The organism is Sphingobacterium bovistauri, from assembly GCF_020295405.1.
Classification (GTDB): domain Bacteria; phylum Bacteroidota; class Bacteroidia; order Sphingobacteriales; family Sphingobacteriaceae; genus Sphingobacterium; species Sphingobacterium bovistauri.
This window is the reverse complement of sequence record NZ_JADEYP010000012.1, coordinates 39,097-65,337: the sequence shown is the minus strand read 5'-3', so window position 1 is coordinate 65,337 and position 26,241 is coordinate 39,097. Positions and strand designations below refer to the sequence as shown.

Here is a 26,241-nt window from a genome sequence, read left to right as displayed (position 1 = left end):
ATCATTATAAAAATCAAATAGTCATAAGACTACTTGATTTTTTCGAAAGCTTGTTCTAAATCAGCTTTAATGTCATCAATATGCTCAATACCCACAGACAAACGTAATAAACCAGCATAAACACCAGCTTTAGCTTGTTCTTCAGCTGATAATTGTTGATGAGTAGTAGCTGCAGGATGTATTATTAAAGATTTGGCGTCGCCAACATTTGCTAAATGACTTACTAATTCTAAAGCATCAATAAATTCATTTGCTTTTTCAGCACTACCTTTTATCGAGAATGATAATACGGCACCATATCCATTCTTCAAATATTTTTGTGCATTCTGATGATAAGGATGGTTTTTTAAACCAGGGTAGCTTACTTTCTCCACTTGCGGATGAGCTTCTAGCCATTGTGCGATTTCTAATGCGTTATCCACGTGGCGTTGTACGCGTAATGACAAAGTTTCAAGACCTTGTAACAATAGGAAAGAATTGAATGGAGACAAAGCAGGTCCGAAATCTCTTAATCCTTCTACACGAGCACGAATAGCAAATTGAATATTGCCAAAAGGACCATTTTCACCGAAGACATCAGAGAAAACTAATCCATGATAGCCTTCAGAAGGTTCAGAAAATTGTTTGAATTTACCATTACCCCAATTGTAGTTACCACCATCGATAATTACGCCTCCAATACTTGTACCGTGACCGCCAATCCATTTTGTAGCAGATTCTACTACGACATTAGCGCCATGTTCTAATGGTTTGAATAAATATCCACCTGCGCCAAATGTGTTATCTACGATTAACGGAAGATCATGTTTGCGGGCTACAGCAGCGATTTTTTCAAAATCTGGGATGTTGTAACTCGGATTACCGATTGTTTCTACGTAGATAGCCTTTGTTTTATCATCGATTAAGCTTTCAATATTGTCTGCATCAGAGTCAGCAGCAAATTTAACGTCTACACCTAATCTCTTGAATGCTACTTTAAATTGATTGTACGTACCGCCATACAAGTTTGCACCTGCAACGAAATTATCCCCACTTTCAAGAATATTATTTAATGCTATAAATTGAGCTGCTTGTCCAGAAGCAACCGCTACAGCAGCAACACCACCTTCCAACAATGCAATTCTTTTTTCGAATACATCTGTAGTCGGGTTCATAATACGCGTATATATATTACCAAATTGCTTTAGCGCAAATAAGTTAGCCCCATGCTCCGCATTTTCGAATACGTATGAAGATGTTTGGTAAATAGGTACAGCTCTAGAACCTGTTGTCGGGTCTACTTCTTGTCCAGCATGAATTTGTAAAGTCTCGAATTTTAAGTTTTTATTCTCTGCCATTTTCTTTTCTTTTTTAGGATTATTAAATATGTATTAAATCATTATTGTCTTGCAATAGATTGGTCGCCGCTCATCATTTCCTAAATTGAAGGAATGTTGAAAAGGACGACTACCGCATTCGAATATGATACAATACGAAATAGTTTAGTAGCAAACCAACACTGTATTTTTTTTCTACAGCAATATATAAATAATTAAATATTGTAAATTTTGTCATAGTCTTTTTCATTTATATGCTCCAAAACAATAAGCTGTTTTAGACAGGATTTGGCACCTTTTCAATCGTTATTGAAGGTTGCCAGTGGGTCATTGAGCCAGTCTCTCGCCACTTCTTTATAAATCAAGACCAATACTGGAAAGGCTTTGATTAGGAATACTCCATAGAGTATTTGACAAATATAGAAGAAATATTATAGAATTAAAATTATTTCAAAAAGAAAGTTCAATCGATGGGATTGAACTTTCTTTAGGTTTGGTCGAATATGTATTGCATAATCTAAAACTTCAAATGCTTAACTGTTAAGCCGTTGTTTATGAGTTGTTTTAGTGCGTCTATCCCTATGTTTAGGTGTGTTTCTACAAACTTTTCTGTAACAGATAGATCTGATGCAGCCGTTTTTACACCTTCAGGTACCATGGGTTGGTCTGAAACTAAAAGTAGTGCGCCAGTTGGAATTTTATTTGCAAATCCTACACTAAAGATAGTTGCGGTTTCCATATCAACAGCCATTGCACGAATCGATTTTAGATATTTTTTAAAAGCTTTGTCGTGCTCCCATACGCGTCTATTGGTTGTATATACAGTACCTGTCCAATAATCTCTTTCGTGATCACGTATGGTTGTTGAAATCGCTTTTTGCAAGGCAAATGAAGGTAGGGAAGGAACTTCTGGTGGAAAATAATCATTTGATGTACCTTCTCCTCGTATTGCTGCAATTGGCAGTATTAATTCACCTACGGCAATTTTTTTCTTCAAACCGCCTGTTTTACCTAAAAACAATACAGCTTTGGGTTCTATCGCTGTTAACAAATCCATTACCGTTGCTGCCATGGGGCTTCCCATGCCGAAGTTGATAATTGTGATGCCATTTGCTGTACAAGCTTGCATGGCTTTATCTTCACCATAAATGGGCGCTTCATCATGCATTGCTGAAAACATCTTTACATATTTAGAGAAGTTCGTTAATAATATATACTCCCCAAATTCCTCTAAAGGTTTGCCAGTGTAGCGCGGTAACCAGTTTTCAACTATTTCGTCTTTTGATTTTAGTCCCGGGGTAATTGGACTTTCTACTGATTTTTGTTTTTTCGTCATACTACAAGTCGTTGTCTAATTGTATATTGCAAAAATCCCTCACTTGATTAGGTGAGGGATTTTTATTATTATGCTACTTTTAACTTTTTGATATCTGATTTTGCAAATTTCTTCTTTGCATAATCGAGTGTTATATGTAACGTTTTGTCCTCACTGGTTTCTTTGCTGGACGGTATTTCAAACATTGCGTCTAGCATTATGGCTTCGCAAATACTTCGCAAACCACGTGCGCCCAATTTGAAGTCCCAAGCTTTGTCTACAATGAAATTATAAACTTCTTTGTCAAATTTTAATTCAACACCTTCGTATTCAAATAACTTTACATATTGCTTAATCAATGCGTTCTTTGGCTCAGTTAAGATACTAAGTAAAGTTTCTTTGTCCAACGGATTTAAATGCGTTAAAACAGGTAGACGACCAATCAATTCTGGTATCAAACCAAAGTTTTTCAAATCTTGCGGTGTGATATATTTGTAAAGATTGTTAATATCCACTTCATCCTCTTCCTCTAACATTTTGAATCCCACAGTTTGTGTTCTCAAACGATTGGCAATCTTTTTTTGAATCCCGTCAAATGCACCACCACAAATAAATAAGATATTACTTGTGTTAACAGATATCATCTTTTGGTCAGGGTGCTTACGACCACCTTGAGGCGGAACATTTACATTAGTTCCTTCTAATATTTTTAATAATGCTTGTTGTACACCTTCTCCAGACACATCACGAGTGATAGAAGGATTGTCACTTTTACGTGCAATTTTATCAATCTCATCAATGTAAATAATACCTCTTTCGGCTGCTGCTACATCATAATCCGCTGCTTGTAGCAAACGTGTCAAAATACTTTCGACATCTTCACCAACGTAACCAGCTTCTGTAAGTACGGTAGCATCTACAATAGAAAAAGGAACATTTAAAATTTTTGCTACTGTTTTCGCTAACAAAGTTTTACCTGTTCCGGTTTCTCCTACGATAATAAGATTGGATTTTTCAATCTCAGTCTCATCAGCAGAAGATTTTTGGTTTAATCTTTTGTAATGATTGTATACAGCTACAGAGATTACTTTTTTCGCTTCATCTTGACCTATTACGTATTGATCTAAGTGTTGCTTAATCTCTAGTGGGCGAATTAGTTTTAACGTTGTCTGTAAAGATTTGTTTTTTCGTTGGTTCAATTCTTCAGCTAAGATTTCTCCTGCTTGAGTTACACAACGATCACAGATATGTGCTCCATCACCAGCAATAAGCATTAAAGCTTCATTTTTGCTGATGCCACAAAAAGAGCACTGTATATCTTTTTGATTTTTACTCATTTTATTTATTGTCTTTTCTTGGTGCTAACACCTCATCAATCATTCCAAATTCTTTGGCTTCTGCGGCTTTCATCCAATAGTCACGATCAGAAGATTTTTCTACCCATTCATAAGACTGACCAGAATGCTCAGAAATAATAGTGTACAATTCTTCTTTTAATTTCATCATTTCACGCAAATTGATTTCCATGTCTGATGCTACCCCTTGCGCGCCTCCTGAAGGTTGGTGAATCATTACACGTGAGTGTCTTAAAGCTGCACGCTTACCTTTAGCTCCTGCTACCAATAACACAGCACCCATAGATGCAGCAATACCAGTACAGATTGTAGCTACGTCAGGTGTAATATATTGCATTGTGTCGTATATACCTAATCCCGCATAAACACTTCCTCCTGGCGAATTGATATAAATTTGAATATCTCTTTTCGCATCTGTCGATTGAAGGAATAACAACTGAGCTTGAATAATGTTTGCAACTTGGTCATTAATTCCATCTCCCAAAAAGATAATACGATCCATCATCAAACGGGAGAAAACGTCCATTTGTGCTACATTCAACTGACGTTCTTCAACAATGTAAGGAGTCAAGTTTGTCGGCATTCTCGTTTCAACTCTTGAAATAAAACCATCTACATGTTGACTGCCAATTCTGTGATGTTTTATTGCATATTTTCTGAACTCGTTTTTATCTATATTCATATGTATAAATTTTTCAATTCCTCTAAATAAAGACTAAATATAACTGCTTTTTATGAAATACAAATAAAATTTATGTCTCTAAAATGTAAATTGGAAGGTCATCAATAAATTGATAACTATTGTCTTCAAAATTTACTTTACAAAAGTAATGATCAATGCCATTGCTTACCAATAATAACGGTATTTTGTGTTTGCTATTGTAAGTACTTATTTGCTCAAAGGTTTTTGCATTAATCTTTACTTCTGGAGCTTTAAATTCTGCTAAAATAATTTTTTCACCTTTGTTATTGTAAATAATTAGATCGGAACGCTTTTGCAAGTCATTCAAAACTAATCCACCCTCGATTTTCATTAATGATTTTGGATACTTTTTGTACTGGTGTAAAAAATGTATCCAATGTTGCCTTACCCATTCTTCTGGTGTTAGTACCAAATTTTTCTTTCGCAATACATCAAAAATGTAAATTTTGTCTTTTATGCGAGAAAGTTTTAGTGAAGTAGGGGGTAAGTTTAATGGAACAGGACTAAACATAGGCAAATATACCAAAATGCATTCGTAAATAGAAATTTGTAAACTTTCATTATTTCACATTTCGAAAATGTTTGGTAATAAATAGTTAATTTCGCAATGTTATGAAAGTACAAGAAATACTTAGCGCTATAAAACAACGCAAATACAAGCCTTTGTATTTGTTGCATGGAGAAGAATCATATTACATTGATGTGATTTCGGATGCTATAGAGAATTCGGTGCTAAATGACGCACAAAAAGGGTTTGATCAAACGATTTTGTATGGAAAGGATGTTGACTTTTCAACGATTATCAGTGCAGCCAAACGTTATCCCATGATGAGTGATCATCAAGTGATTATAATCAAAGAAGCGCAGGGATTGAAATGGAAGGGAGAGGAAGGGGTAGAAATGTTGGCTAAATATGTTGACAATTTAACTCCTACTACCATTCTAGTTTTCGCCTACAAATACGGGAAGTTTGATAAACGGACCAAACTTTTTAAAGCAATTGAAAAGGCAGGGATTGTATTCGAATCCGAAAAGCTGTATGATAATAAAGTAGCACCTTGGATTGTAGACGAAATTCAGCAGCAAGGTCGCAAGATTCATCCGCAAGCTGCGGCTTTGATGGCGGAATATTTAGGTACAGATTTGTCAAAAGTTGCTAATGAAGTTCAAAAGCTTATTCTTAATGTTCCAAAAGAAAGAGAGATTTCTGTACAAGATATCGAACAAAATATTGGTATAAGTAAAGATTTTAATGTTTTCGAACTCAATAATGCATTGGGAAAACGAGATGCGTTGAAGGCTATTCAGATTGTGGATTATTTTGCAGCCAATCCTAAATCTAACCCCGTTGTATTGGTGATGGGTACATTGTACGGCTATTTTTCCAAAGTATTGAAATATCATTATCTCGCTGATAAATCATCACAATCTGCAGCTAGAGAATTGGGTGTGTCGCCATTTTTTGTGAAAGATTATGAATATGCTGCACGTAATTTTAATAAATCGAAATTATTTCATGTGATGACTATTTTAAAAGATTACGATTTAAAATTCAAAGGGTTGGATGCAGGTCCGAATACTTCAGATGGTGATTTGTTGCGTGAAATGATTTTTAAGATTCTAAACTAAATTTACTATTATATATGAAAAAAATCTTACTTGCTTTAGTATTGATAAGTTCTTCACTTGCGTTGAAAGCACAATCTTCCATGTATACGATTATACAAGGTGGCGGAAATTTAGGTTTCGCTAATGAAGGGTATGAAGGTGCTTTTAATGGGTATTCAGCTCATTTTATTTTTGGTAAAAATTTTAATGATCAAGCTTACTTGGGACTTGGAATAGGGAATGAAAGATTTAAGGGGACTTATGAGCATCTAGAAGTAGGGCAATTTGATGGAGTAATTCATAAATACAATTACGATCAAAATTTATTTCCAATTTTCGTAGATGGACGTTTGCCATTTGGTGAGTTTAATGAAAGTTCAAAGATTGGTATTTTAGCAAATGCAGGTTATGCACCGAAGTTAAGCGCACAGTACGATAAAGGCTTTTTGTTTAAAGCAGGTTTTTTTTATTTGCATGAGACACCAGGCAAAACCAATTGGACTGTTTCTGGAGCATATGGCTATCAGCAATTGACCAAAAATATTTTTATGAAAGATTTTCAACACCAGCATTTTAATATTTCTGTTGGTTTAATGTTTAAATAGGATGAAAGACGGAAAAACGAGAGCAGATATCAAGCCAGGTGTGTTGGTGAATATTGTGTTAAAAAAAGATCAAAGAAGTGGTCTTTTGACCGAAGGGATAGTGAAAGATTTGTTGACATCAGCAGCTTTTCATCATCGAGGTATCAAGGTGCGATTGACCGATGGTCAAATCGGAAGAGTGCAGGAAGTGATAGAAGACGACTTTTAGTTTGGTTCATTGATGAAATCAATATTTTTACATTTTACTTTTTAGTTTTTGATTTTATTTCTACCTTTGTCCCTCGTGAAATTTGATACTTTTGATCCGGTAAATATTGTTTTCAACTTCAATGCAATCATTGAAATATCATATTTTTGATACATTTAGCCCATTTGGGCTTTTTTTGTGTCTAAAAAGTTCGAAAGTAAATACACTACATAATGAATAATTTATTTTTTACAATATAAAAATGACCAGCTACAGTAAATTACCCGCAATTTTAGTTTTAGAAGATGGTACTGTTTTTCATGGTAAAGCTGCCGGAAAGATAGGAACAACTACTGGTGAGATTTGTTTCAATACAGGTACAACAGGTTACCAAGAAATCTTTACTGATCCTTCATATTACGGACAAATCATGGTTACCACCAATGCACATATTGGAAACTATGGAATTGATGAAGATGATGCTGAATCTAACAAAATTCAAATTGCTGGATTAGTTTGTAAAAACTATAACATTAACTATAGCCGTAAGATGGCAGATAGTTCTATCCAAACGTATTTTGAAGAGGAAAATCTAGTAGGTATCTCAGATATCGATACACGTTCTTTGGTGCGCTATATCCGTGACAAAGGGGCGATGAATGCAATTATCTCCTCAGAAAATTTGGATGCTGAATCATTAAAAGCGGAATTGACAAAGGTACCTTCGATGGCAGGTTTGGAGTTGTCGTCTATAGTGACAACTAAAGAACCATATTTCTACGGAGATGAAGATGCAACGGTTCGTATCGCAGTGTTGGATTTAGGTATCAAACGTAATATTTTAAGAAACTTTGATGCGCGTCAAGTGTATGCGAAAGTATTCCCAGCGAAGACAACTTTTGCTGAAATGGAAGCTTGGGGAGCAGACGGTTACTTTATCTCTAACGGCCCTGGCGATCCAGCTGCTGCAGATTACGCCATCCAAACGGTAAAAGAAATCTTAGCTGCTGACAAACCAATGTTTGGTATTTGTTTAGGTCACCAAATTTTAGCTCTAGCAAATGGAATTCGTACGCAAAAAATGTTTAATGGTCACCGTGGTATCAATCACCCAGTTAAAAACATTATTGCTAACCGTTGTGAAATTACTTCACAAAACCACGGTTTCGGTGTGGTAAGAGAAGATATCGAGAATTCGGATAATATTGAAGTAACACATATCAACTTGAATGATAACTCTATCGAAGGTATTCGTGTGAAAGGTAAAAAAGCTTTCTCTGTACAATATCACCCAGAGTCATCTCCAGGTCCTCACGATTCTCGTTATTTGTTTGACGATTTCATTAGCATGGTTAAAGGATAAATATCTATTGTATTATATTTAAAAGCTCAACATTATAAATGTTGAGCTTTTTTGTTGCTAATTATTATTGCTAATAAAATAATCCTCAAGCAAAAGCTTAAGGATTTTTAAATGTATATCAGTTGTATCTGAAAAGGTTTACTTTTCTTTTTCTTCGTTAACATCTGTTGAAACAGAGTCGTCGTTATTAGGGGTTGCACCTTTTACTACGATTTCATTTTTCTCTGTATCTAAATCTACAGTAAGCAAAGCATTAGATTTCAATTCACCTTTCAGAATTTCTTCTGCAATAGGATCTTCTAAATATTTCTGAATTGCACGCTTCAAAGGTCTAGCACCAAAGTTGGTGTCATAACCCTTCTCTGCAATATAATCTTTCGCTTTATCAGTTAATTGGATCGTATGTCCCAATGATTCGATACGGCCAAATAATGATTTCAATTCAATATCAATGATTTTGAAGATATTTTCTTTTGTCAACGAATTGAATACAATTACATCATCCACACGGTTCAAAAATTCAGGAGCAAAAGCACGTTTTAAAGCGGTTTCAATTACACCTCTTGAATGTGCATCTGCTTGATTTTCTTTTGCAGCAGTGGTAAAACCAACACCTTGACCAAATTCTTTCAATTGACGTACACCAATGTTAGACGTCATGATGATAATCGTATTTCTAAAATCTACACGACGACCTAGTGAGTCAGTCAACTGTCCTTCGTCCAGTACTTGCAACAATAAGTTGAATACATCTGGGTGAGCTTTCTCAATCTCATCCAATAGAACTACGGAATAAGGTTTGCGACGTACTTTCTCCGTCAATTGACCACCTTCTTCATAACCTACATATCCTGGAGGCGCGCCAACCAAGCGAGATACAGCGAATTTTTCCATGTACTCACTCATGTCCACTTGAATCAATGAGTCTTCTGAATCAAACATGAATCGTGCTAATTCTTTCGCTAACTCCGTTTTACCTACTCCTGTAGGTCCTAAGAAAATGAAAGAACCAATTGGCTTCTTCGGATCTTTCAACCCTGCGCGTGTACGTTGTATCGCTTTTACCAATTTTTGGACAGCATCGTCTTGACCAATGATACGACCTTTCATCGATTCGCCCATATTCAATAGCTTTTGGCTATCAGTTTGACTTACTCTTTGAACAGGAATACCCGTCATCATGGATACAACTTCCGCTACATTATCTTCCGTTACGGTATAACGTTTGGTCTTCGTTTCCGCTTCCCAAGCTGTTTTTTCTTTTTCTAGCTCTTCAAGAAGTTTTTTCTCTGTATCACGCAATTTCGCTGCTTCTTCGTATTTCTGCGAACGAACAACTTTATTTTTTTCCACCTTAACTTCTTCAATCTTCTCTTCGATATCGATAATCGCTTGAGGTACGTGAATATTTGTCAAGTGAACGCGAGAACCAGCTTCATCCAAAGCATCTATAGCTTTATCTGGTAAAAAACGATCTGTGATATATCGTGTTGTTAACGTAACACAAGCTAGTAAAGCTTCTGGCGTGTAGTTTACATTATGGTGTTCTTCGTACTTATCTTTAATACGATTTAGGATTTCCAATGTCTCATCGTGCGAAGCAGGTTCAATCATTACCTTTTGGAAACGACGATCTAAAGCTCCATCTTTCTCAATAAATTGACGATACTCGTCTAAAGTAGTAGCACCAATACATTGAATTTCTCCCCGAGCCAAAGCAGGTTTGAACATATTAGAAGCGTCTAAAGAACCTGATGCTCCACCAGCACCCACGATTGTGTGAATCTCATCAATAAATAAGATGACATCTGGTGATTTTTCCAATTCATTCATTACCGCTTTCATCCGTTCTTCGAATTGACCGCGGTATTTTGTACCAGCTACTAACGATGCTAAATCTAGTGTTACAACTCGTTTGTTGAACAATACACGTGACACTTTGCGTTGTACAATACGTAAAGCTAATCCTTCAGCAATAGCTGATTTACCAACTCCAGGTTCACCGATTAGAATAGGGTTGTTTTTCTTGCGACGTGATAAGATTTGTGAAACGCGTTCAATTTCTTTTTCACGACCTACAATTGGATCCAATTTACCTTCCTCGGCAGCACGTGTCAAATCACGACCAAAATTATCTAGAACTGGAGTCTTCGACTTGATATCCGATACTTTTTTAGGAGCGGAGAAGTTTTCTTGCTCTTCGTAATCATCATCAGGTGTAGAAGAACCCGAAGCTTCGTCTGTGATTGATGTTTTATTTTGCTCTACTTCATTTTTGAATAAGTCATAACTAACTCCATATTGCTGCAAAATCTGCGAAGCAATATTGTCTTCGTCTCGTAAAATCGCGAGGAGAAGATGTTCAGTGCCAATAATGTCTGATTTGAAGATTTTGGCTTCTAAATATGTTATTTTAAGGACTTTTTCAGCTTGTTTCGTTAGAGGTACAGATCCTATAGGTGTTCTTGATACCGAAGATCCTTTGACAGCATCTTCTACAGATTGTCTTATTGCAACTGTATCAAGATTAAGATTTCTAAGAATTTTGATAGCTATACCATCACCTTCACGAATAAGTCCAAGTAATAAATGCTCTGTTCCAATATAATCATGGCGAAGACGTAAAGCTTCTTCGCGACTATAGGAAATTACATCTTTTACTCTTGGTGAAAATTTTGCTTCCATTTAATTACCTTTCTTTAAATTAATAGGTGAGGATTTCTATAAAAGTATGAAATTATTGAGAAAACCGCACTTATATTTCTAAAAGAAATTATCAACAATTAAGCCATAGTATTTTCAAGTCAAAATGACAGATGTTAGAATTTCTTGTGTTTTTTAAGTAGAGGTTGGATGTAAGTTTATATTTAAATAAGGTTTGGTTTGAAGAGTATTTGATATATAAAGTATACTAACAGCCCTATTATCTTTATAAGAACTGTTAGTATTGTATGTATTCAAAATAAAGTGGACAATCACTTAGAGTGAGTTTTGTTTTATAAATCTATTAATTTTTGATTAAGATATTGAGTTTTTCTTTCATTTAAAGTTCTTGTTTTTATTTCCTTTCGTCTTTTCAAGATCAATTCACCTCGTCCATAATAGACATCAGCCGGAGTTAGATTGTTTAAAGATTCGTGGTAACGCTCGTTGTTGTATTTTTTCACGAACTTTTCTAAAGCTGCTTCTAATTCTTCGGGACAATAATATTTATCCAGTTTAACGACATTTTTCATCGTTCGATGATAGCGTTCAATCTTACCTTGCGTTTGCGGATGTCCTGGTTTACCATGAACTTGTTTCATATTTAATTCATCATTCAGTTATTTTCCCAACTCGGTAGATACGTAACAAGCACCGTTATCAGACAGTAATTTTGGTTTTGTTTTGGTCTTCAGCTTTGCTTTAATAATCGCCTTATCTACAGTTCTCTTTACATCTTGCGCTTTCATAGTACTGCATAATTCCCAGTGAATGATATAGCGACTGTAATCATCCAAAATCGTACTGAGGTAATAATATCCCCAACCAATGATTTTGAAGTAAGTGAAATCCGTTTGCCACATTTGATGTACAAAGGCTGTCTTATCCTTGAATTCATTCGAAGCTGATAGTAAAATATGGCTTGGAGCTGTTGTAAGTCCTCTTTCTTTGAGAATTCTATATACACTGGATTCGGAAATGAACACTTGTTGTTCGTCGGTGATATAATGTGCGAGCTCACGACTAGAGAGATCTTCTTTATCCAAAGCAATTTCCACTACCATTTCTTTGACCTCTGGTGGAATAGAATTCCATTGTCTTCGATTTGTTTTAGCTTTGGATTGAAGGCCTAAATATCCATCTTTCAAATAACAATTGTACCACTTGTAAAAGGTACTTCGAGCAATACCAAACTCTTTTAGAGTACGTTTAATGCCGATTTCTGAACGTGTAACGGACTGGATAATCTCGTACTTTTCTGCTGCTGTGATACGCATAAACTTCTTATATTTTGTGCTTAATCCAGCAAATCCAAGCTTTTTTTTACGATATCATAACGCAGAACCAAATCGGCGACAATTTCCTTTAAACGAGTGTTCTCTTGCTTTAATTCCATCACCTCATCACTCGTTGCTTCTCGTGTTAAATCGCCCTCTAGTCGCTTTTTTCCCGCTTCAAGGAATTCTTTGTTCCATTTATAGAATTGCGATTCATTAATATTATGCCTGCGACATAGTTCCGATACCGATACCTCTGCCCGTAAGGCTTCCATAATGATCATGATTTTTTGTTCTGCTGTAAAGATTCTTCTGGTCTTGCGACGAATGTCTTTGATGAAGTTTTCTGGACTACTTTTTCTTGGTCTTCCCATATTACTAAAGTTAAGTGTTTTTGAATAAAACACTCTCTTAGTTAAGATTCAAACGTGTCCACTTTTTGCTGACGATTTACAACTCCAACTTGCTGTTCTCATAACTTGTCGGAGCAATATTAAGCTCATCTAAATAAATATGGAGTTGATTGTCAACTTGATCGACTTCTAAAATCTGAAAATATTCCAAAAGCCCTTCGGGCATCAATTAGGATAGTAATTTACGTTCGGCTTCTTGCAAGGGATATCTGTATTAAGGATACTAAATTAAGAAATTTTTAACACTCCCCCCAAGAATTCAGCTTGATCCCATATTCTGATGTAAATATTTTTTGTATGGAATAAAAAAAGCCTCGAACTATCGAGGCTTTTTCTGTGGTGCCAGCTGGATTCGAACCAGCGACACAAGGATTTTCAGTCCTTTGCTCTACCAACTGAGCTATGGCACCTTATGCAGGTGTTGCCTCATCTTGTTTGATTGACAACCTTACAAAGGTAGTATTCTTCGTTGATTTTACAAATTATTGATTGGTAGTATTTACTAATTCTCAGAAAATGAATTGAATAAATTTAAGGTTTTGAGAATTACAATTTGATTTTGAACGAGTGTAATGATCTTGTTATTTTATACGTTTGTGCTTTAATGATTGTGAAATTGTTTCTTTAAATATTTTAGAGATTATTTCTTATCATTTCAATCTTAGTTGATATTTCGTTTAATGTTTTATCAGCCTCTAAATAAGCACCCGCGGATTTAAATCTGATATAACCATTTTTGTCAATTATTACTTTGTATGGAATTCCTGTAGCCCCATATTTATTAGATATGTAATAATCCTTTTCGGTTTTGTCGTCAAAAAGTACATTAAAGGTGTAATTATTTTTAGTGATAAACTCTTGAACTACAGTTTTATAATCGCTGTCTTTTTCCCATGTATCAATAAACAAGAATTCAATATCATTATCGTTTTTGTATAAATCAACTAGTTTTTGCATTGCAGGAAATGATTTTTTACAAGGCCCACACCAAGTTGCCCAAAAATCTAATACAATTATTTTCCCTCTAAGATCTGATAAGTTAACCGAATCGCCGTTTAAGTTTTTTAAATTAAAATTTAAAGCGCTTTCTTTTATAATGTCCTTTTTATAATATTCAATTTCCTTTTGAATTCTGGTGTTCTCAATTGTGCTATAATAATTTTCAAAAAGTTTATCGTCATTGTTTATTTTTACATAAATAGACCGTAGGGAATCTTTCAGTGTAGAATTTCTTCCCTTTTTAATAATTATTTCTTCAAGTTTTGATAGTGCGTCATTATATTTTTTTTGATTTTTATATTCATTGACTAGTAATAGTCCTATCGATGCATCCAAGTTATCCTCTGTATCTAAATGAGTATTTACAATAAGTTTGGCTTCTTCTATTTTCCCAGTTTTTATGAGACTTTCGACATGCATCGGTACTATATATCGAGTGAATGTTGATTTTAAAACACTGTCTTTTTGAATTATATTATTGTAATCTTCTAAAATATCCACCAATAATGTGTACTCCTTATCGGAGTGTAATTTTTTTACTAAACTCCATGCTTTATGTGGGTATTTTAAATCTTTTTTAGTTTTGCTGATATATTCCAGCGTTTTGTCAATATTTTTTTCGTTATAAAACAGTAAAGCTAGTTTTAGGTTTGGATCATCATCGACATAAGTGTCTTCGTTTGAGTTGCTATCAAAGTATTTACTTATGAATAGATTATACTTTTTTTCAATACCCTCCGCTGTCAATGATTTATCTTTAAATACATGATCTAGATCTATCGATTTTTCTAGAATTCCCTTTGGGAATTTTTTAATAATTTTATTTTTAATTCTTTCTGCTGATATATTATCTTTTAGTATATCCCTATATAGCTCTAAAGAATAATTTGCAAATTCTTCTTTAGAGCTATTTGATAGTATATCTGCCTCTTTTTTTATATTTTTTTTTCCTAAGTCATCAGTTTCTATTTTATTAATATGTTCTATTATATCATGTAATGTAATGTTGCTTTTGGAAGCAATCTGCGATTTAAGACTATGACTAATTATTATTAGTGCAATAATTAAATGATAAGCTTTTGAGTTCATATTTTAAGGATTAGAATATTTTATTTAATTATTGGGTTGAGGTTCTGTTAGAATCAATTCAATTTTAGCTGACATTTCGCTTACAATGCTATTTATATTTGAGGATGATCCAGATGATTCAAATCGAATAAACCCATTTTGATCAATCACCACTTTGTGAGGGATTCCACGGACACCATAAGATGTGGCTATAGCATTTACAGGGGTATTTGAATTGTCAAATAATACATTGAAGAGGTAATTGTTATTTTTTAGAAAAGTTTTTACTTTTTCCTGCGGATTTATATCACTTTCCCATGTGTTTACGAAAATAAACTTAATACGATCGTCATCTTTGTATTTTTCTATGGATGCTTGCATACCTGGAAAGGATTGTATACAAGGGGAGCACCACGTCGCCCAAAAATCCAAAATTACAATTTTGCCCTTCAAATCAGACAGCGAAACTTTTTGTCCATTCAAATCTTCTAAAGTGAAATCAGGCGCAGTTTTTTTGATCATTTTGCCTCTAAAAGAATCGATTGCTTTTTTGTCAAAAACTGCTGTTAAGTTTTGAATATATACTCCAAATCCTTGGTCAGTATTGTTTTCTTTAATATAAATATTCTTTAAAATATCTTCTGATTCTGAGTCTGTTCCATGATTTTTTAAAATATATTCAAGTATATCTTTTGCTTTATTGATTTGATTCGTGTGATAGTATGCTGATGCTTGTTTATCCGCGAACAAGCTGCCGTTTAATAAATTAGGATTTGTGCTATCAAATTGTTTAAATAAATTGACAATTCTTTCATAGTCTTGTGTATCATAGGCTAAATTAATATATGTTTTAACATAGTCATTAATACTATATTCTTGGTTGTCATTTCTTACCTCTTCGATTACTGTATCTAATAATTCCAATATAATTTTTTTATCGACATTAGAAGTATTCATTTGTTTTGCAATAGACAAATGTAAATTACTATAGTCATGTCGCTTTTTGGGCTGGGAAATTATTAGGTCATTTATATGATAATAGGCGGACTTTGTGTTACCTTCAATAAAATATAGTAATATAAGCTTTCTTTTATATATACTGAATGAAGATCCAATATTTTCATTTTTCTTTATATTGAATTGCCTACTAAATTGTTTGTAACTTTTAATAATGTCTTTTGAGGATTTTGTGTTTTTAATAATTAAACTCATAGCGAGCTCCTGGCTTGCATTTCCTTTAGGGAATTTTTTAAATACTGACTCACGCAATTCCTCTTTTTTAGCACGGTCAAAAATTGTATACATATATAATGAATATATCTTTTCGTCATTACTATTAAGTATTTCATCATTAAAACTTTCTAGTTTTTTGATTGCTTCCTCAGTGTAAGTCTCATCTAGATTATTTTTTCCTATAATATTTTCTTTATTGTTCAATATGGATCTTATATCCTTTAAAATATTTTCATATCTTTCATTGTTTTGAGTCTGAGCATTAATTCTTATTGTAGTAATTAGGAATAATAAAATCATTCCAGTTATTGATAAGGATCTCATATGTTTTAAATTTGTCTTTGTAAATTAATATGTTTTTTAGTTCTACCTATTCATAAGCAGATATTTCATTTAGACCGGTATAATTAGCTGTATGTTTGTTTATTACAAATTTGAAATATCGATTGTTAACTTTGTTTCTGAAAGAGAAATATTTAAAATCAGGTGAAGATGAACTTGAAGATGATGATGTTAAACTTCCAATATATATACCTTGATATGTCCAATTAATGTTATCATTACTACTGTATATGTCCATTTCTAATATGTTTTCAGTCCTGTATGTATAATTAGGGACGATTTCGAAGCCTTTAATAGAATGTATTTTCCCTAAGTCTAATATTAACCAATGTGGTTTTGGTGTTGTTTTCGAACTCCAAGTAGTGGTGTTATTGTTGTCGATAGCTCTTTCTTTTAAACTATTTTGATTATATTCAGATGATACTTGTATTGACCAATCTTTCTTATTAATTGGGTTTCCATTAATTTTTTCATTATCATTTATTATATCATTCCTCCAAATTCTTATATAATAAGTTGGTGAGTTATTTAAATTTTTAATTTTAAGTGGTAATATATAGCTTTTAGATTCATCTATTTTGCTATAATCATTGATCACGAATACACTTTTAATGTTATTATTCGTTTCATTTGCTGGAAATGAAACTGACGTTTTTAATGAGTATGAGTCTTTAGGTAGTGCTATATAATTTCCTCCAGATTTAGAATTGTATTCTTCAATTGACTGTTTTGAACTTAAATCTTCAAGCTCTATTGCTATGTCCTTTGATACTCTAGTTGATATTTTAAAGTCAAAATTATAAGCAAGGTTTTTGTCATCAAGGTCAAAAAAAGTATTTTCAATACTTATAATTATATTATTCACAATTCTGAATGAAAATATGTAATATATTATGTTACTTTTTAATTTGATATTAGATGAAGTGGTTGAAAACACAATTGGTACTAAATATTTATATGTTTTGTTTGTAGCAGGAAATGTAGTGAAATCATTTAGTTTGATTTTAAGTGAATCTGAAGTTATAGTTTGACCTTGTTTCAATAATAATTTCCCATCGTTGATTACTTTAAATAATTTTTCATCAGTCAATGGTAAAGCATTGGTGTGATAAATGCTATCGAATATTTCAAATAAGGCAGGGTCATAACTTATTTTACCCGTAATATAAGTATCCTCTGCATTAGCTTTATCCACTATTGCTGGTAATCCAGGGTATGATCTGGAGTCTATATATGCACCCATGTTAAATAAAACAGAGTCATAATTATTTGACGGCACGTATTGGTAATTAGATAAACTACTTACTACTTGAGCGTATAAATCATCTCTTATTAAAGATTCTTTTTTGCACGAGAATATTGAAAGAAGAAGGATGAAAAATGAAATTTTATATATATTATTCATGTTGCTTTATGTTAGGGTTTCCTAATAATAAATTATCAGAGAAGGGGATTAATAATTTGTTGTTGCTAGAAGATATAGATACTCTTGGAGTACCATCATCTGTTGTCCTACTGATAGTTGTATGGTTATTTTCTAATGCTGCTAATCTCTTGATATCAAATAATCGCACGCCACCATGGAAAGCTAACTCTCTTCGTCTTTCTTTGAGTACTAAATCCAAAACACTATTACTATGATATTTAATTGATATAAAATTTTCAGGGGAGAATCGATTTATTCTTAATTCGTTTAATAGTTCTACTGCATCTTGATGATTGTTGGCTCTAGTTAAACATTCTGCTTTAATTAGCATCATTTCCGGCACATTTATTCCATAGTCGAAGTATAAATCTTTCGTAGAAAATGGTCTAATACTCGGTTGTATATTATCAGATTCGGAATATTTGACTAGAAGTCTTAAATCATTTTTTTCAAAAGTATTTTCCAAATCTTTGCTTATGTATGGTAACTTATTATCAGATAATACGAAATCTTTGTCATTACCTATTTTTTGAAATATTACTTCATCATTTTTAGAATTAAATTCAACTAGAGTTTTAGGGTAATTAAATAGCGGAAGAAACAAATCATTGTAGTTATATAATGAGTTCTTAATTACTAATGCTTTATCCGCATATACTAAAGCATTTTCAAAATCATTCATGTACAGATATGTTCTTGCTAGTAGAGCGTATGCAGCTGCTTTACCTGGATGTAATATGTCTTTCCCGAAATTTTCTAATGAATTTGTGTTTATCACATTGTTTATGTCCGTAATTATTTGTTTGTAAATGGTTTCTACGGTTTCTTGTTTAGGCAGTAACACATTTGGCTCTAAGACTAATGGGATGGATAAGTCTGTCTTAGAAGTTGTTGAATTATAGGCTGCTCCATATATATTTACTAATTGTAAATATATATACGCTCGTTGAATTAATGCTTCAGACTTTACGATTTCCTTTTTATCAGGAATTGATTGTGAGATGGCAACATCAATATTTTGAAGTATAAAATTCAACTGAAGAATTTGTTTATAGGATGTGTTATACATATAGTCAGGTAGATCTGACCATATGTTTTTTTTCCACTCATATGCATTTAAAATAAATTCTTTTCGTGTGTTATTATACATAGCATCTGAGATGTATATATCATCACTTACTAGATCTGCTACAAAATAATTAGGAGAAGCGAACGTGGTCGAATTTAGCATTTCTTCGTAATCTTCTACATATTTCGGAGTTACTGATGTTGAGTTTTGAAACGTAGTATCAAAGAATTTTTCACAGGATGTAGTCAAGTGAACTAAACATGTAAAAAATATATATGTTTTTAATTTTAATATAGTTTTCATTTTTAGAAATTAACGTTTAGGGAAAAAATGTACTGTTTTGGTTGTTGAGGGATAAGTTTTCCGACATTCGTGATGGCTTCAGGATCAATACCGTAATTATTTTTAGCCCATAAGCCTACATTCATCATTTGAAATGATAGGGTGAGCGCGTTAAGCCTAAGGTTTTGAAGCATATTTTTAGGGAACGTGTATCCCAATTGTATTTCACGAAGTCTAATGTGATCTGCTGGTAAAATGCTGTTGTCTGAATTTTGAGTTACTAAGGTTCGGTAGTAACTCTGTTGCATAATTTTTGGTACGTCGGTATTTAGCTCATCTCCACTTTCACTCCATCTTTCCCTCATTAGTTTATCCGAATCTAAAACGTCAGTAGGGGCAGGAATATATCTCCGCATCACATGACCCAAGTTGAAGATTATTCTACCTGATGCAAAAAAACCATTGTATTCAAATGAAGGATTAACACCTCCACTCCATGGAGCTCTGCTTAACCCACTATTTACTATTTTTATGGTTGTATCTGCTAAGGTGTATGTTTTGCTTCTATCACCATCAAATGTTAGTTTATTATCATTGGTGGAATATATTTGAGGATGTCCTTGCTCGTTTAAGCCTGCCCAAGAAAAGCTTCGTAAAATGTTTTGATTAGCGCCATTGTATTGTAGAGTTAATGGATTAGTGGTATTTAATTTTCTTGCTGTAGGCAGGCCATCTACTGATGATTGATTATATGTACCCACTATGTTCATACGCCACCCTAATTTATTGACTCCCGCTTTAAGGATTTCAGTATTTAATCCAAAAGTCATTCCTTCATTTTTAGATCGACCACCAAACCAAATGTTTGTTGTTAAACCTGTAGTAGGGTCTACTGGTACAATTCCAGAAAAGGAAAGTCCTGTTAATTGGGTGTTGTAATACCGACTTTCTAATGTAATTCGATTTTCTAAGAATCCTAAGGTTAGAACAATGTTTCTATTGCTCGATGATTCTCGTCTTTGTCCTAAAGCACTTGGCGAAATACCAATCGCATTTGGATCTAAGCTAGTATTTAGTCCTAATATTAGTTTTTGTATTGGACTTAAATTGACTAAGGATAGATTAATCGCGAAATTGCTTATTCCAAATTTGTTGACAGCATTTGTATAAGATATATTTCCAGATATATTTCCTTTCTCATCAAAAGGTTGAAAATAATTGGCATTCATAACCAATGCGCCCTTTAATAAGCCTAAACTGATATCAGACAATATATTTCTGTTAGTGCCATTTTGGTGTTGGGTCATATCAAAATTATTAATGACAATAGCTCTGACAGATTCTTTCCATTCTAACTGAGATATATAGTTTCCTCTTATGCCTTGCTGCGTTAAATCAGATGTTTTTAGCTCTTTAAATCCTGTCTTGAAGGTGAAGTGATTAAAAATTCCCTTATTCTTGAAGTATAAGTTCAATATATCTAGAGTAGCATCTAATGTAGAGAGAGAGGTTTGCGTATATGACGGTGAGACATATGGTCTCGGAAAATATGAATAAGTCTTAGTTGCATCAATCTGTAAAAAATTATCTAATTGATAGGATATTTTACCATTGAAACCGAGGTTTTTATCATTATACGCGCTTGCTGCATTTATATTTAATAAGTTGTCAGTGCGTATCAGACCGTTAACAACAGAATTGATTGACTTTGTGTTGTCAGATACAATAGGCAAGCCATGGCTATATTCGTCATTGTATCCATAAATTGTCTGATAAGGGATCCCTTCAGTATTAGTGCTTGAGCCTGTACCTCCTACAAAAAAGCTAATTTTATTTCTGTTATTTATTTGGTATCTATATTTAAGAGAAGCTCTTAAATCCCAATTGTCTTTATTTTCATCTGTCCTTCTGAGGATACCACCATATGGAATCATATAGGTACTAGCCGTTTTGAGAGAAGTAGTATTTATGTATTCCCTATATAAGTTTATCTGATTTCTAGTTGAACTGTGATTTTCCCCTGTGTAATTATTAGATTTCGCCTTTTCAATAAAGAATTTACCTCCAAGATCAAAGTCTAGATTTTTTGTAATGTTCCAATTTAGGTTTAATAATGTTTGGTAATTATTCAAAATTCTTTTATTGTCACTAGCGTTCGCATCCTCAATAGCATTTTTTCCATTATCTAGAAACCCTCTTGTTATATTCACATCATTTAGCGCTTTTGAGAATGTGCCTGTAGAATAGTCGTATACATAATTTCCATTCTGGTCGAGCAATAATTGGTATGGGTCGAAATTATTTGGGATTTCGAATTGAGATGAGTGACCTAGTTCTTTGTTATAGGTCACAAATAATTTTGCTTTCAGATTCCCGTCTAATAGGTTGAAATTGTTTTGTAATGACAAGCCATATCTGCTTTCACTATTTCTAATGGTGTTTAATTTGTCATAAGCATATAGTCCTGAGAATACAGCATTGTATTTTTCGGTGCCTCCTGATATAGACAGACTGTGGTTTTGTCTCACTGCAGGTCTATAGAGAGAGTTGATTTGTTCATAGTTTGAGATGCTTGACAAAGAATCCCATTTTGTCTTAAACATATCTTCTGTAATCATTTTCTTATCCAACTCATATAGCAATTGTTTTGCTGGAACGAAATTATGATTCACTCCACTCAAATTAGCGTTGAATAGCAGCTTGTTGTCATACAGTTCTTTATAAAAGTCTAGCACGTCTTGGCTTGAAACCAAATTCAAATTTTCAGGACTATTATCACTTTTGTTCGAAATGTATACGTTTGAACTGTAATCAAAACTTAATTTGCCAGCTGTACCTTGTTTGGAAGTGATTTTTATGATTCCATTCATCGCATCGGGGCCCCACTTAGCACATTCCAGTGGATCTCGTATGATTTCGACAGTCTCTATATTGTTTAATGGAAAATTTTCAGGAATTTTACTTTGAACAAATCCATCTATTACTAATAGCAAACTTTTGTTGTCAATTCCGCTCGCTCCTAACATTTCAAATTGTAAACCATTATCTTTAGTTGATGTGCTTGAAGATAAGCGATTACTCCCTTGAGTGCCACGACTTGTGGATTCATTTATATAATCTTGATAGGTTTGATGTCCAGCGTTTGTCGAAATATAATCTGTATTATAAAAATGAGGGTTTGTGACTTTGGGAAAAATATTATAATTTTTAATATTATAAAATTCTTCCTCTGTTAGAAATCTCATTTTATACGTTGCTGCTGACTGAAAATCAGATATCGTATATTCTACTTCTGTTTTCAAATCTCTTTTTACAGTCAATCCAGGTACAGTTCCTTCTAGGATTTGACCTAGATTGAGGTGTTTGCGGTTGGTCAAATCGATTTTAACGCTAGGGACTGCTTGGGCGGAGATGTTAATTTCTTCAATCTCATTATTTTTGGTTTCAAGCTGGATAACTAAGTCTTGATTCTCTCTGATTTTTCTAGCAGGGATTTTGACTGTATTATAACCCAGCATAGAGATTTCGATGTCTTCAATTTTGTCACCTAGAGTGAGTTTAAATTCTCCTTTATCATTGGTTTTAGTCGCATGTTTTCTGTCTTTTGATCTGATATTTGCCCCAACTATTGGTTTCCCGTCAATAGTTAGCACATTTCCTTTAATGATAATTTGTTGATATTTATCGGTGGTTACTTCGGCTTTTACTCCATCAATTGGGATGACAAATTGAATAGTTAGGGTTATAAATACTAGTGCTAATTTTTTTTTGAAGGAAATACAGCTATTCACTTTATTCCTGTCTTTACTTTTAGTAAACATATTGTATTGGTTAGTTGATCGGATTGCTTGATAGGTAAAAGTATGTATTTTTTTGTTAACAACAGTGATTAATATATTTTATTAGTTAAAAATATGTCAACTTCCGTATTTTTTTTGGTAAAAGTGTTTTTTAGTAAAGGTATTTTTGTATTTATGATGTTTTTTTTGTGAATATGAAAGTATTTTAGACTATTTAATATTGGGCTTTATTTAGTTATCTTTGACTAACGAAAAACAAGAGCGCATTTCAGTATAAAATATTCATATGTCTGACGAAAAAATAATCTTTTCGATGGCTGGCGTAAACAAAATTTACCCACCTCAAAAACAAGTATTAAAAAACATTTATCTATCATTTTTCTACGGAGCGAAAATTGGTGTAATTGGTCTCAATGGATCTGGTAAATCTTCTTTGTTGAAAATTATTGCTGGATTGGATAAATCATACCAAGGCGAAGTCGTATTTTCTCCTGGATATTCAGTGGGGTATTTGGCGCAAGAGCCTATATTGGATTTGGATAAAACAGTTCGAGAGATTGTAGAGGAAGGGGTTGCGGAGACGACAGCTATTTTAGCAGAATATGAGGAAATCAACGAAAAGTTTGGTTTACCAGAAGTATATGAAGATGCTGATGTGATGGATAAGCTTTTGGCTCGTCAAGGCGAGTTGCAAGATAAAATCGACGCAACAAATGCATGGGAGTTAGACTCAAAATTGGAACGTGCAATGGATGCTTTGCGTTGTCCAGAGCCAGATGCTAAGATTGCCAATCTGTCAGGAGGTGAGCGTCGCCGTGTCGCGATGTGTCGCTTATTATTACAGGAGCCAGATGTTTTGTTATTGGATGAGCCTACCAACCACTTGGATGCGGAGTCTATTGATTGGTTAGAACAACATTTGCAACAATATAAGGGAACTGTCATTGCGGTAACGCACGATAGGTATTTCTTGGATAATGTAGCGGGATGGATTCTGGAATTGGATAGAGGTGAGGGTATTCCTTGGAAAGGGAATTATTCATCTTGGTTGGATCAGAAGTCAAAACGTCTAGCACAGGAAGAAAAAACAGAATCAAAACGTCAAAAGACATTAGAACGTGAATTGGAATGGGTGAAAATGGCACCTAAAGCACGTCACGCCAAATCCAAAGCACGTCTTCATAATTACGAAAAATTAGCTTCGGAAGAGACAAAAGAGCGTGAAGAAAAATTAGAATTATTTATTCCACCAGGACCACGTTTGGGGAATGTAGTTATAGAAGCAAATAATATTTCGAAAACTTACGGAGATCGTATTTTGTTCGAAAATCTAAGTTTCTCTTTACCTCCAGCAGGTATTGTGGGTATTATTGGGCCAAATGGTGCAGGTAAGACTACCTTATTCCGATTGATTACAGGGCAAGAAACGCCTGATACTGGAGATTTTAGAGTCGGAGAAACCGTTGATTTAGGGTATGTTGATCAAATGCATGATGATTTGGATCCAAATAAATCTGTTTGGGAAAACATCACAGATGGAAATGATAATATTTTATTGGGAACTAAGACCTTAAATTCTCGCGCTTATGTTTCGAAATTTAATTTCAACGGTGCAGATCAGCAGAAAAAAGTAGGCGTACTCTCTGGTGGTGAACGTAATCGCGTTCACTTAGCAATTACGTTGAAGAAAGCTTCAAATGTATTATTACTGGATGAGCCTACCAATGATATCGATGTGAATACGTTGCGTGCTTTGGAAGAAGGTTTAGAAAATTTTGGTGGTTGTGCGGTGATTATTTCTCACGATAGATGGTTCTTAGATAGAATTTGTACACATATCTTGGCTTTTGAAGGAGATTCTCAAGTGTATTTCTTTGAAGGTAATTATACTGAATACGAGGAAAATCGAAAAAAACGTCTGGGTGATGTAGGTCCTAAGCGTATTAAATATAAGAAATTAGTAAAATAGAACCTGTCAAATGAGTTTTGAAACTTCGAAATTATTAGAAGCAATCATTGATACTGCAATTGACGGAATTATTACTATTTCTAATCGAGGTATTGTGGAATCTATAAATCCTGCAGCATTACGATTGTTTGGGTATAAGGCAGAAGAAGTAATTGGGAATAATATATCTATGTTAATGCCTGAGCCCGATCGCGGCAGGCATGATTCGTATATTTCTAATTATAAAACTACGGGTAATAAAAAAATTATTGGTGTAGGTCGCGAGGTATTGGGTAGAAAAAAGGATGGCGCGACCTTTCCATTTCGATTGGCGGTGAGTGAAGTCTTTTATAAAGATAAAAGTATTTTCACCGGATTTATCCACGATTTATCTAAAGAAAAGGCTGCTGAGGATAGGTTGATGCAACATACTTTGGAGCTCGAGGAGACTGTTCGCCATCGTACCAAAGATTTAATTGCTTTAGTTTCGGAATTGGAGCGAGCGAAAACTGATGTGAGCAATTCGCTTGAAAAGGAGAAGGAGCTTAATCAGTTGAAATCTCGTTTTGTCTCTATGGCTTCACATGAATTCCGTACTCCGTTGAGTTCGGTTCAATTGTCTGCATCTCTTATTGATAAATACGTAGAGCAGGAGAAATTGGATGCGGTGGCTAAACATACAGGCCGTATAAAAGGCGCCGTTCAGCTGCTAAATAATATTTTGAATGATTTTTTGTCATTAGAAAAATTGGAAGCTGGGGTAGTGGTGCTGAATCAACAGAAAATAAATGTAGTTCACTTGGGGGAAGAAATCACAGGCGAGATGCAGATGATTTGTAAAAAAAATCAACATATTGTCTATCAACATACAGGAGCCAATGCAGAATTTGATTTGGATGCGCATTTGTTGAAAAGTAGTATCATCAATTTGATATCAAATGCCATCAAGTATTCAGGGGAGGATACTTTTATTGAATTTGCGACAGAAATTACAGATGATGCGTGTACTATTATTATTCGTGATAATGGTATAGGCATTCCTGAGGAAGATCAAAAAAATCTATTTGAACCTTTTTTCAGAGCACATAATACGGGCAATATTCCAGGCACAGGACTTGGACTTAATATTGTAAATCGATATATTGCTTTGATGGGGGGAGAGTTGGAATATTGGTCGGCTATCAACAAGGGTACTTCATTTAAAATGACTTTCCAAAAGTAAAAAATCT

Annotated in this window: 17 protein-coding genes, 1 tRNA gene, 1 pseudogene and 1 riboswitch; of the genes and pseudogenes, 6 read left to right on the top strand and 13 right to left on the bottom strand. The window is 33.8% G+C overall.

Annotated elements, in window-relative coordinates:
• Positions 1-29: 29 nt before the first annotated feature.
• The 5 genes from IPZ78_RS08110 to IPZ78_RS08090 form a co-directional block, all read right to left on the bottom strand.
• Complete coding sequence (locus tag IPZ78_RS08110; protein ID WP_225552531.1) at positions 30-1,337, bottom strand: O-acetylhomoserine aminocarboxypropyltransferase/cysteine synthase family protein; 1,308 nt, start codon at positions 1,335-1,337, stop codon at positions 30-32.
• A 226-nt stretch (positions 1,338-1,563) separates the two neighbouring features.
• A riboswitch (SAM riboswitch) is annotated at positions 1,564-1,679 on the bottom strand.
• Positions 1,680-1,833: 154 nt separating this feature from the next.
• On the bottom strand, positions 1,834-2,652 hold the full coding sequence (locus IPZ78_RS08105; protein ID WP_225552529.1) for an AMP nucleosidase: 819 nt from the start codon (positions 2,650-2,652) through the stop codon (positions 1,834-1,836).
• A gap of 68 nt (positions 2,653-2,720) precedes the next feature.
• Positions 2,721-3,968 carry an ATP-dependent Clp protease ATP-binding subunit ClpX gene (gene clpX, locus IPZ78_RS08100; protein ID WP_225552527.1) on the bottom strand — a complete coding sequence of 416 codons (1,248 nt, stop codon included), beginning with the start codon at positions 3,966-3,968 and terminating at the stop codon, positions 2,721-2,723.
• Between the two features lies 1 nt (position 3,969).
• Positions 3,970-4,668, bottom strand: coding sequence for an ATP-dependent Clp endopeptidase proteolytic subunit ClpP (gene clpP / locus IPZ78_RS08095; protein WP_225552524.1), 699 nt, complete (start codon positions 4,666-4,668; stop codon positions 3,970-3,972).
• Positions 4,669-4,738: 70 nt separating this feature from the next.
• Positions 4,739-5,200: a type I restriction enzyme HsdR N-terminal domain-containing protein gene (locus IPZ78_RS08090; protein WP_225552522.1), complete on the bottom strand. Its 462-nt coding sequence runs from the start codon at positions 5,198-5,200 to the stop codon at positions 4,739-4,741.
• Between the two features lie 101 nt (positions 5,201-5,301).
• Between IPZ78_RS08090 and holA the strand changes: the two genes are divergently transcribed.
• The 4 genes from holA to carA all read left to right on the top strand — a co-directional run bounded on the left by holA (position 5,302) and on the right by carA (position 8,452).
• A complete protein-coding gene (gene holA, locus IPZ78_RS08085; protein ID WP_225552520.1) occupies positions 5,302-6,318 on the top strand; it encodes a DNA polymerase III subunit delta in 1,017 nt (338 codons plus the stop codon).
• A 14-nt stretch (positions 6,319-6,332) separates the two neighbouring features.
• On the top strand, positions 6,333-6,902 hold the full coding sequence (locus IPZ78_RS08080) for a hypothetical protein (protein ID WP_225552518.1): 570 nt from the start codon (positions 6,333-6,335) through the stop codon (positions 6,900-6,902).
• A 1-nt stretch (position 6,903) separates the two neighbouring features.
• Positions 6,904-7,110, top strand: a complete 207-nt coding sequence (locus IPZ78_RS08075; RefSeq protein WP_225552515.1) for a YwbE family protein — start codon at positions 6,904-6,906, stop codon at positions 7,108-7,110.
• A 241-nt stretch (positions 7,111-7,351) separates the two neighbouring features.
• The gene (gene carA / locus IPZ78_RS08070; RefSeq protein ID WP_225552513.1) at positions 7,352-8,452 is read left to right on the top strand and encodes a glutamine-hydrolyzing carbamoyl-phosphate synthase small subunit; all 1,101 of its coding nucleotides are present in this window, start codon (positions 7,352-7,354) and stop codon (positions 8,450-8,452) included.
• Between the two features lie 138 nt (positions 8,453-8,590).
• Here the strand turns inward: carA and IPZ78_RS08065 are convergent, their stop codons facing one another.
• From IPZ78_RS08065 to IPZ78_RS08030, 8 genes and pseudogenes are all read right to left on the bottom strand, one after another.
• Positions 8,591-11,137: an ATP-dependent Clp protease ATP-binding subunit gene (locus tag IPZ78_RS08065; protein WP_225552511.1), complete on the bottom strand. Its 2,547-nt coding sequence runs from the start codon at positions 11,135-11,137 to the stop codon at positions 8,591-8,593.
• Between the two features lie 311 nt (positions 11,138-11,448).
• Positions 11,449-12,806: pseudogene (locus IPZ78_RS08060) on the bottom strand (IS3 family transposase).
• A gap of 376 nt (positions 12,807-13,182) precedes the next feature.
• Positions 13,183-13,255, bottom strand: a tRNA-Phe gene (locus IPZ78_RS08055).
• Between the two features lie 223 nt (positions 13,256-13,478).
• On the bottom strand, positions 13,479-14,933 hold the full coding sequence (locus IPZ78_RS08050) for a TlpA family protein disulfide reductase (RefSeq protein ID WP_225552509.1): 1,455 nt from the start codon (positions 14,931-14,933) through the stop codon (positions 13,479-13,481).
• A 24-nt stretch (positions 14,934-14,957) separates the two neighbouring features.
• Positions 14,958-16,469 carry a TlpA family protein disulfide reductase gene (locus tag IPZ78_RS17315; protein WP_317197573.1) on the bottom strand — a complete coding sequence of 504 codons (1,512 nt, stop codon included), beginning with the start codon at positions 16,467-16,469 and terminating at the stop codon, positions 14,958-14,960.
• Between the two features lie 46 nt (positions 16,470-16,515).
• Entirely contained in the window at positions 16,516-17,892 is a 1,377-nt protein-coding gene (locus tag IPZ78_RS08040) for a discoidin domain-containing protein (RefSeq protein WP_225552508.1), read from the bottom strand.
• A complete protein-coding gene (locus tag IPZ78_RS08035) occupies positions 17,885-19,285 on the bottom strand; it encodes a RagB/SusD family nutrient uptake outer membrane protein (RefSeq protein ID WP_225552506.1) in 1,401 nt (466 codons plus the stop codon). The genes IPZ78_RS08040 and IPZ78_RS08035 overlap by 8 nt, the downstream gene beginning before the upstream one ends.
• 2 nt (positions 19,286-19,287) lie before the next feature.
• Positions 19,288-23,085 (bottom strand): carboxypeptidase-like regulatory domain-containing protein, encoded by a 3,798-nt coding sequence (locus IPZ78_RS08030; protein ID WP_225552504.1) that lies wholly within the window; start codon positions 23,083-23,085, stop codon positions 19,288-19,290.
• Positions 23,086-23,350: 265 nt separating this feature from the next.
• On the opposite strand from IPZ78_RS08030, the gene ettA reads away from it, so the two are divergent.
• Both ettA and IPZ78_RS08020 read left to right on the top strand, forming a co-directional pair.
• Positions 23,351-25,033 (top strand): energy-dependent translational throttle protein EttA, encoded by a 1,683-nt coding sequence (gene ettA, locus IPZ78_RS08025; protein ID WP_225552502.1) that lies wholly within the window; start codon positions 23,351-23,353, stop codon positions 25,031-25,033.
• A gap of 10 nt (positions 25,034-25,043) precedes the next feature.
• Positions 25,044-26,234, top strand: coding sequence for a PAS domain-containing sensor histidine kinase (locus IPZ78_RS08020; RefSeq protein ID WP_225552500.1), 1,191 nt, complete (start codon positions 25,044-25,046; stop codon positions 26,232-26,234).
• Positions 26,235-26,241: the final 7 nt, after the last annotated feature.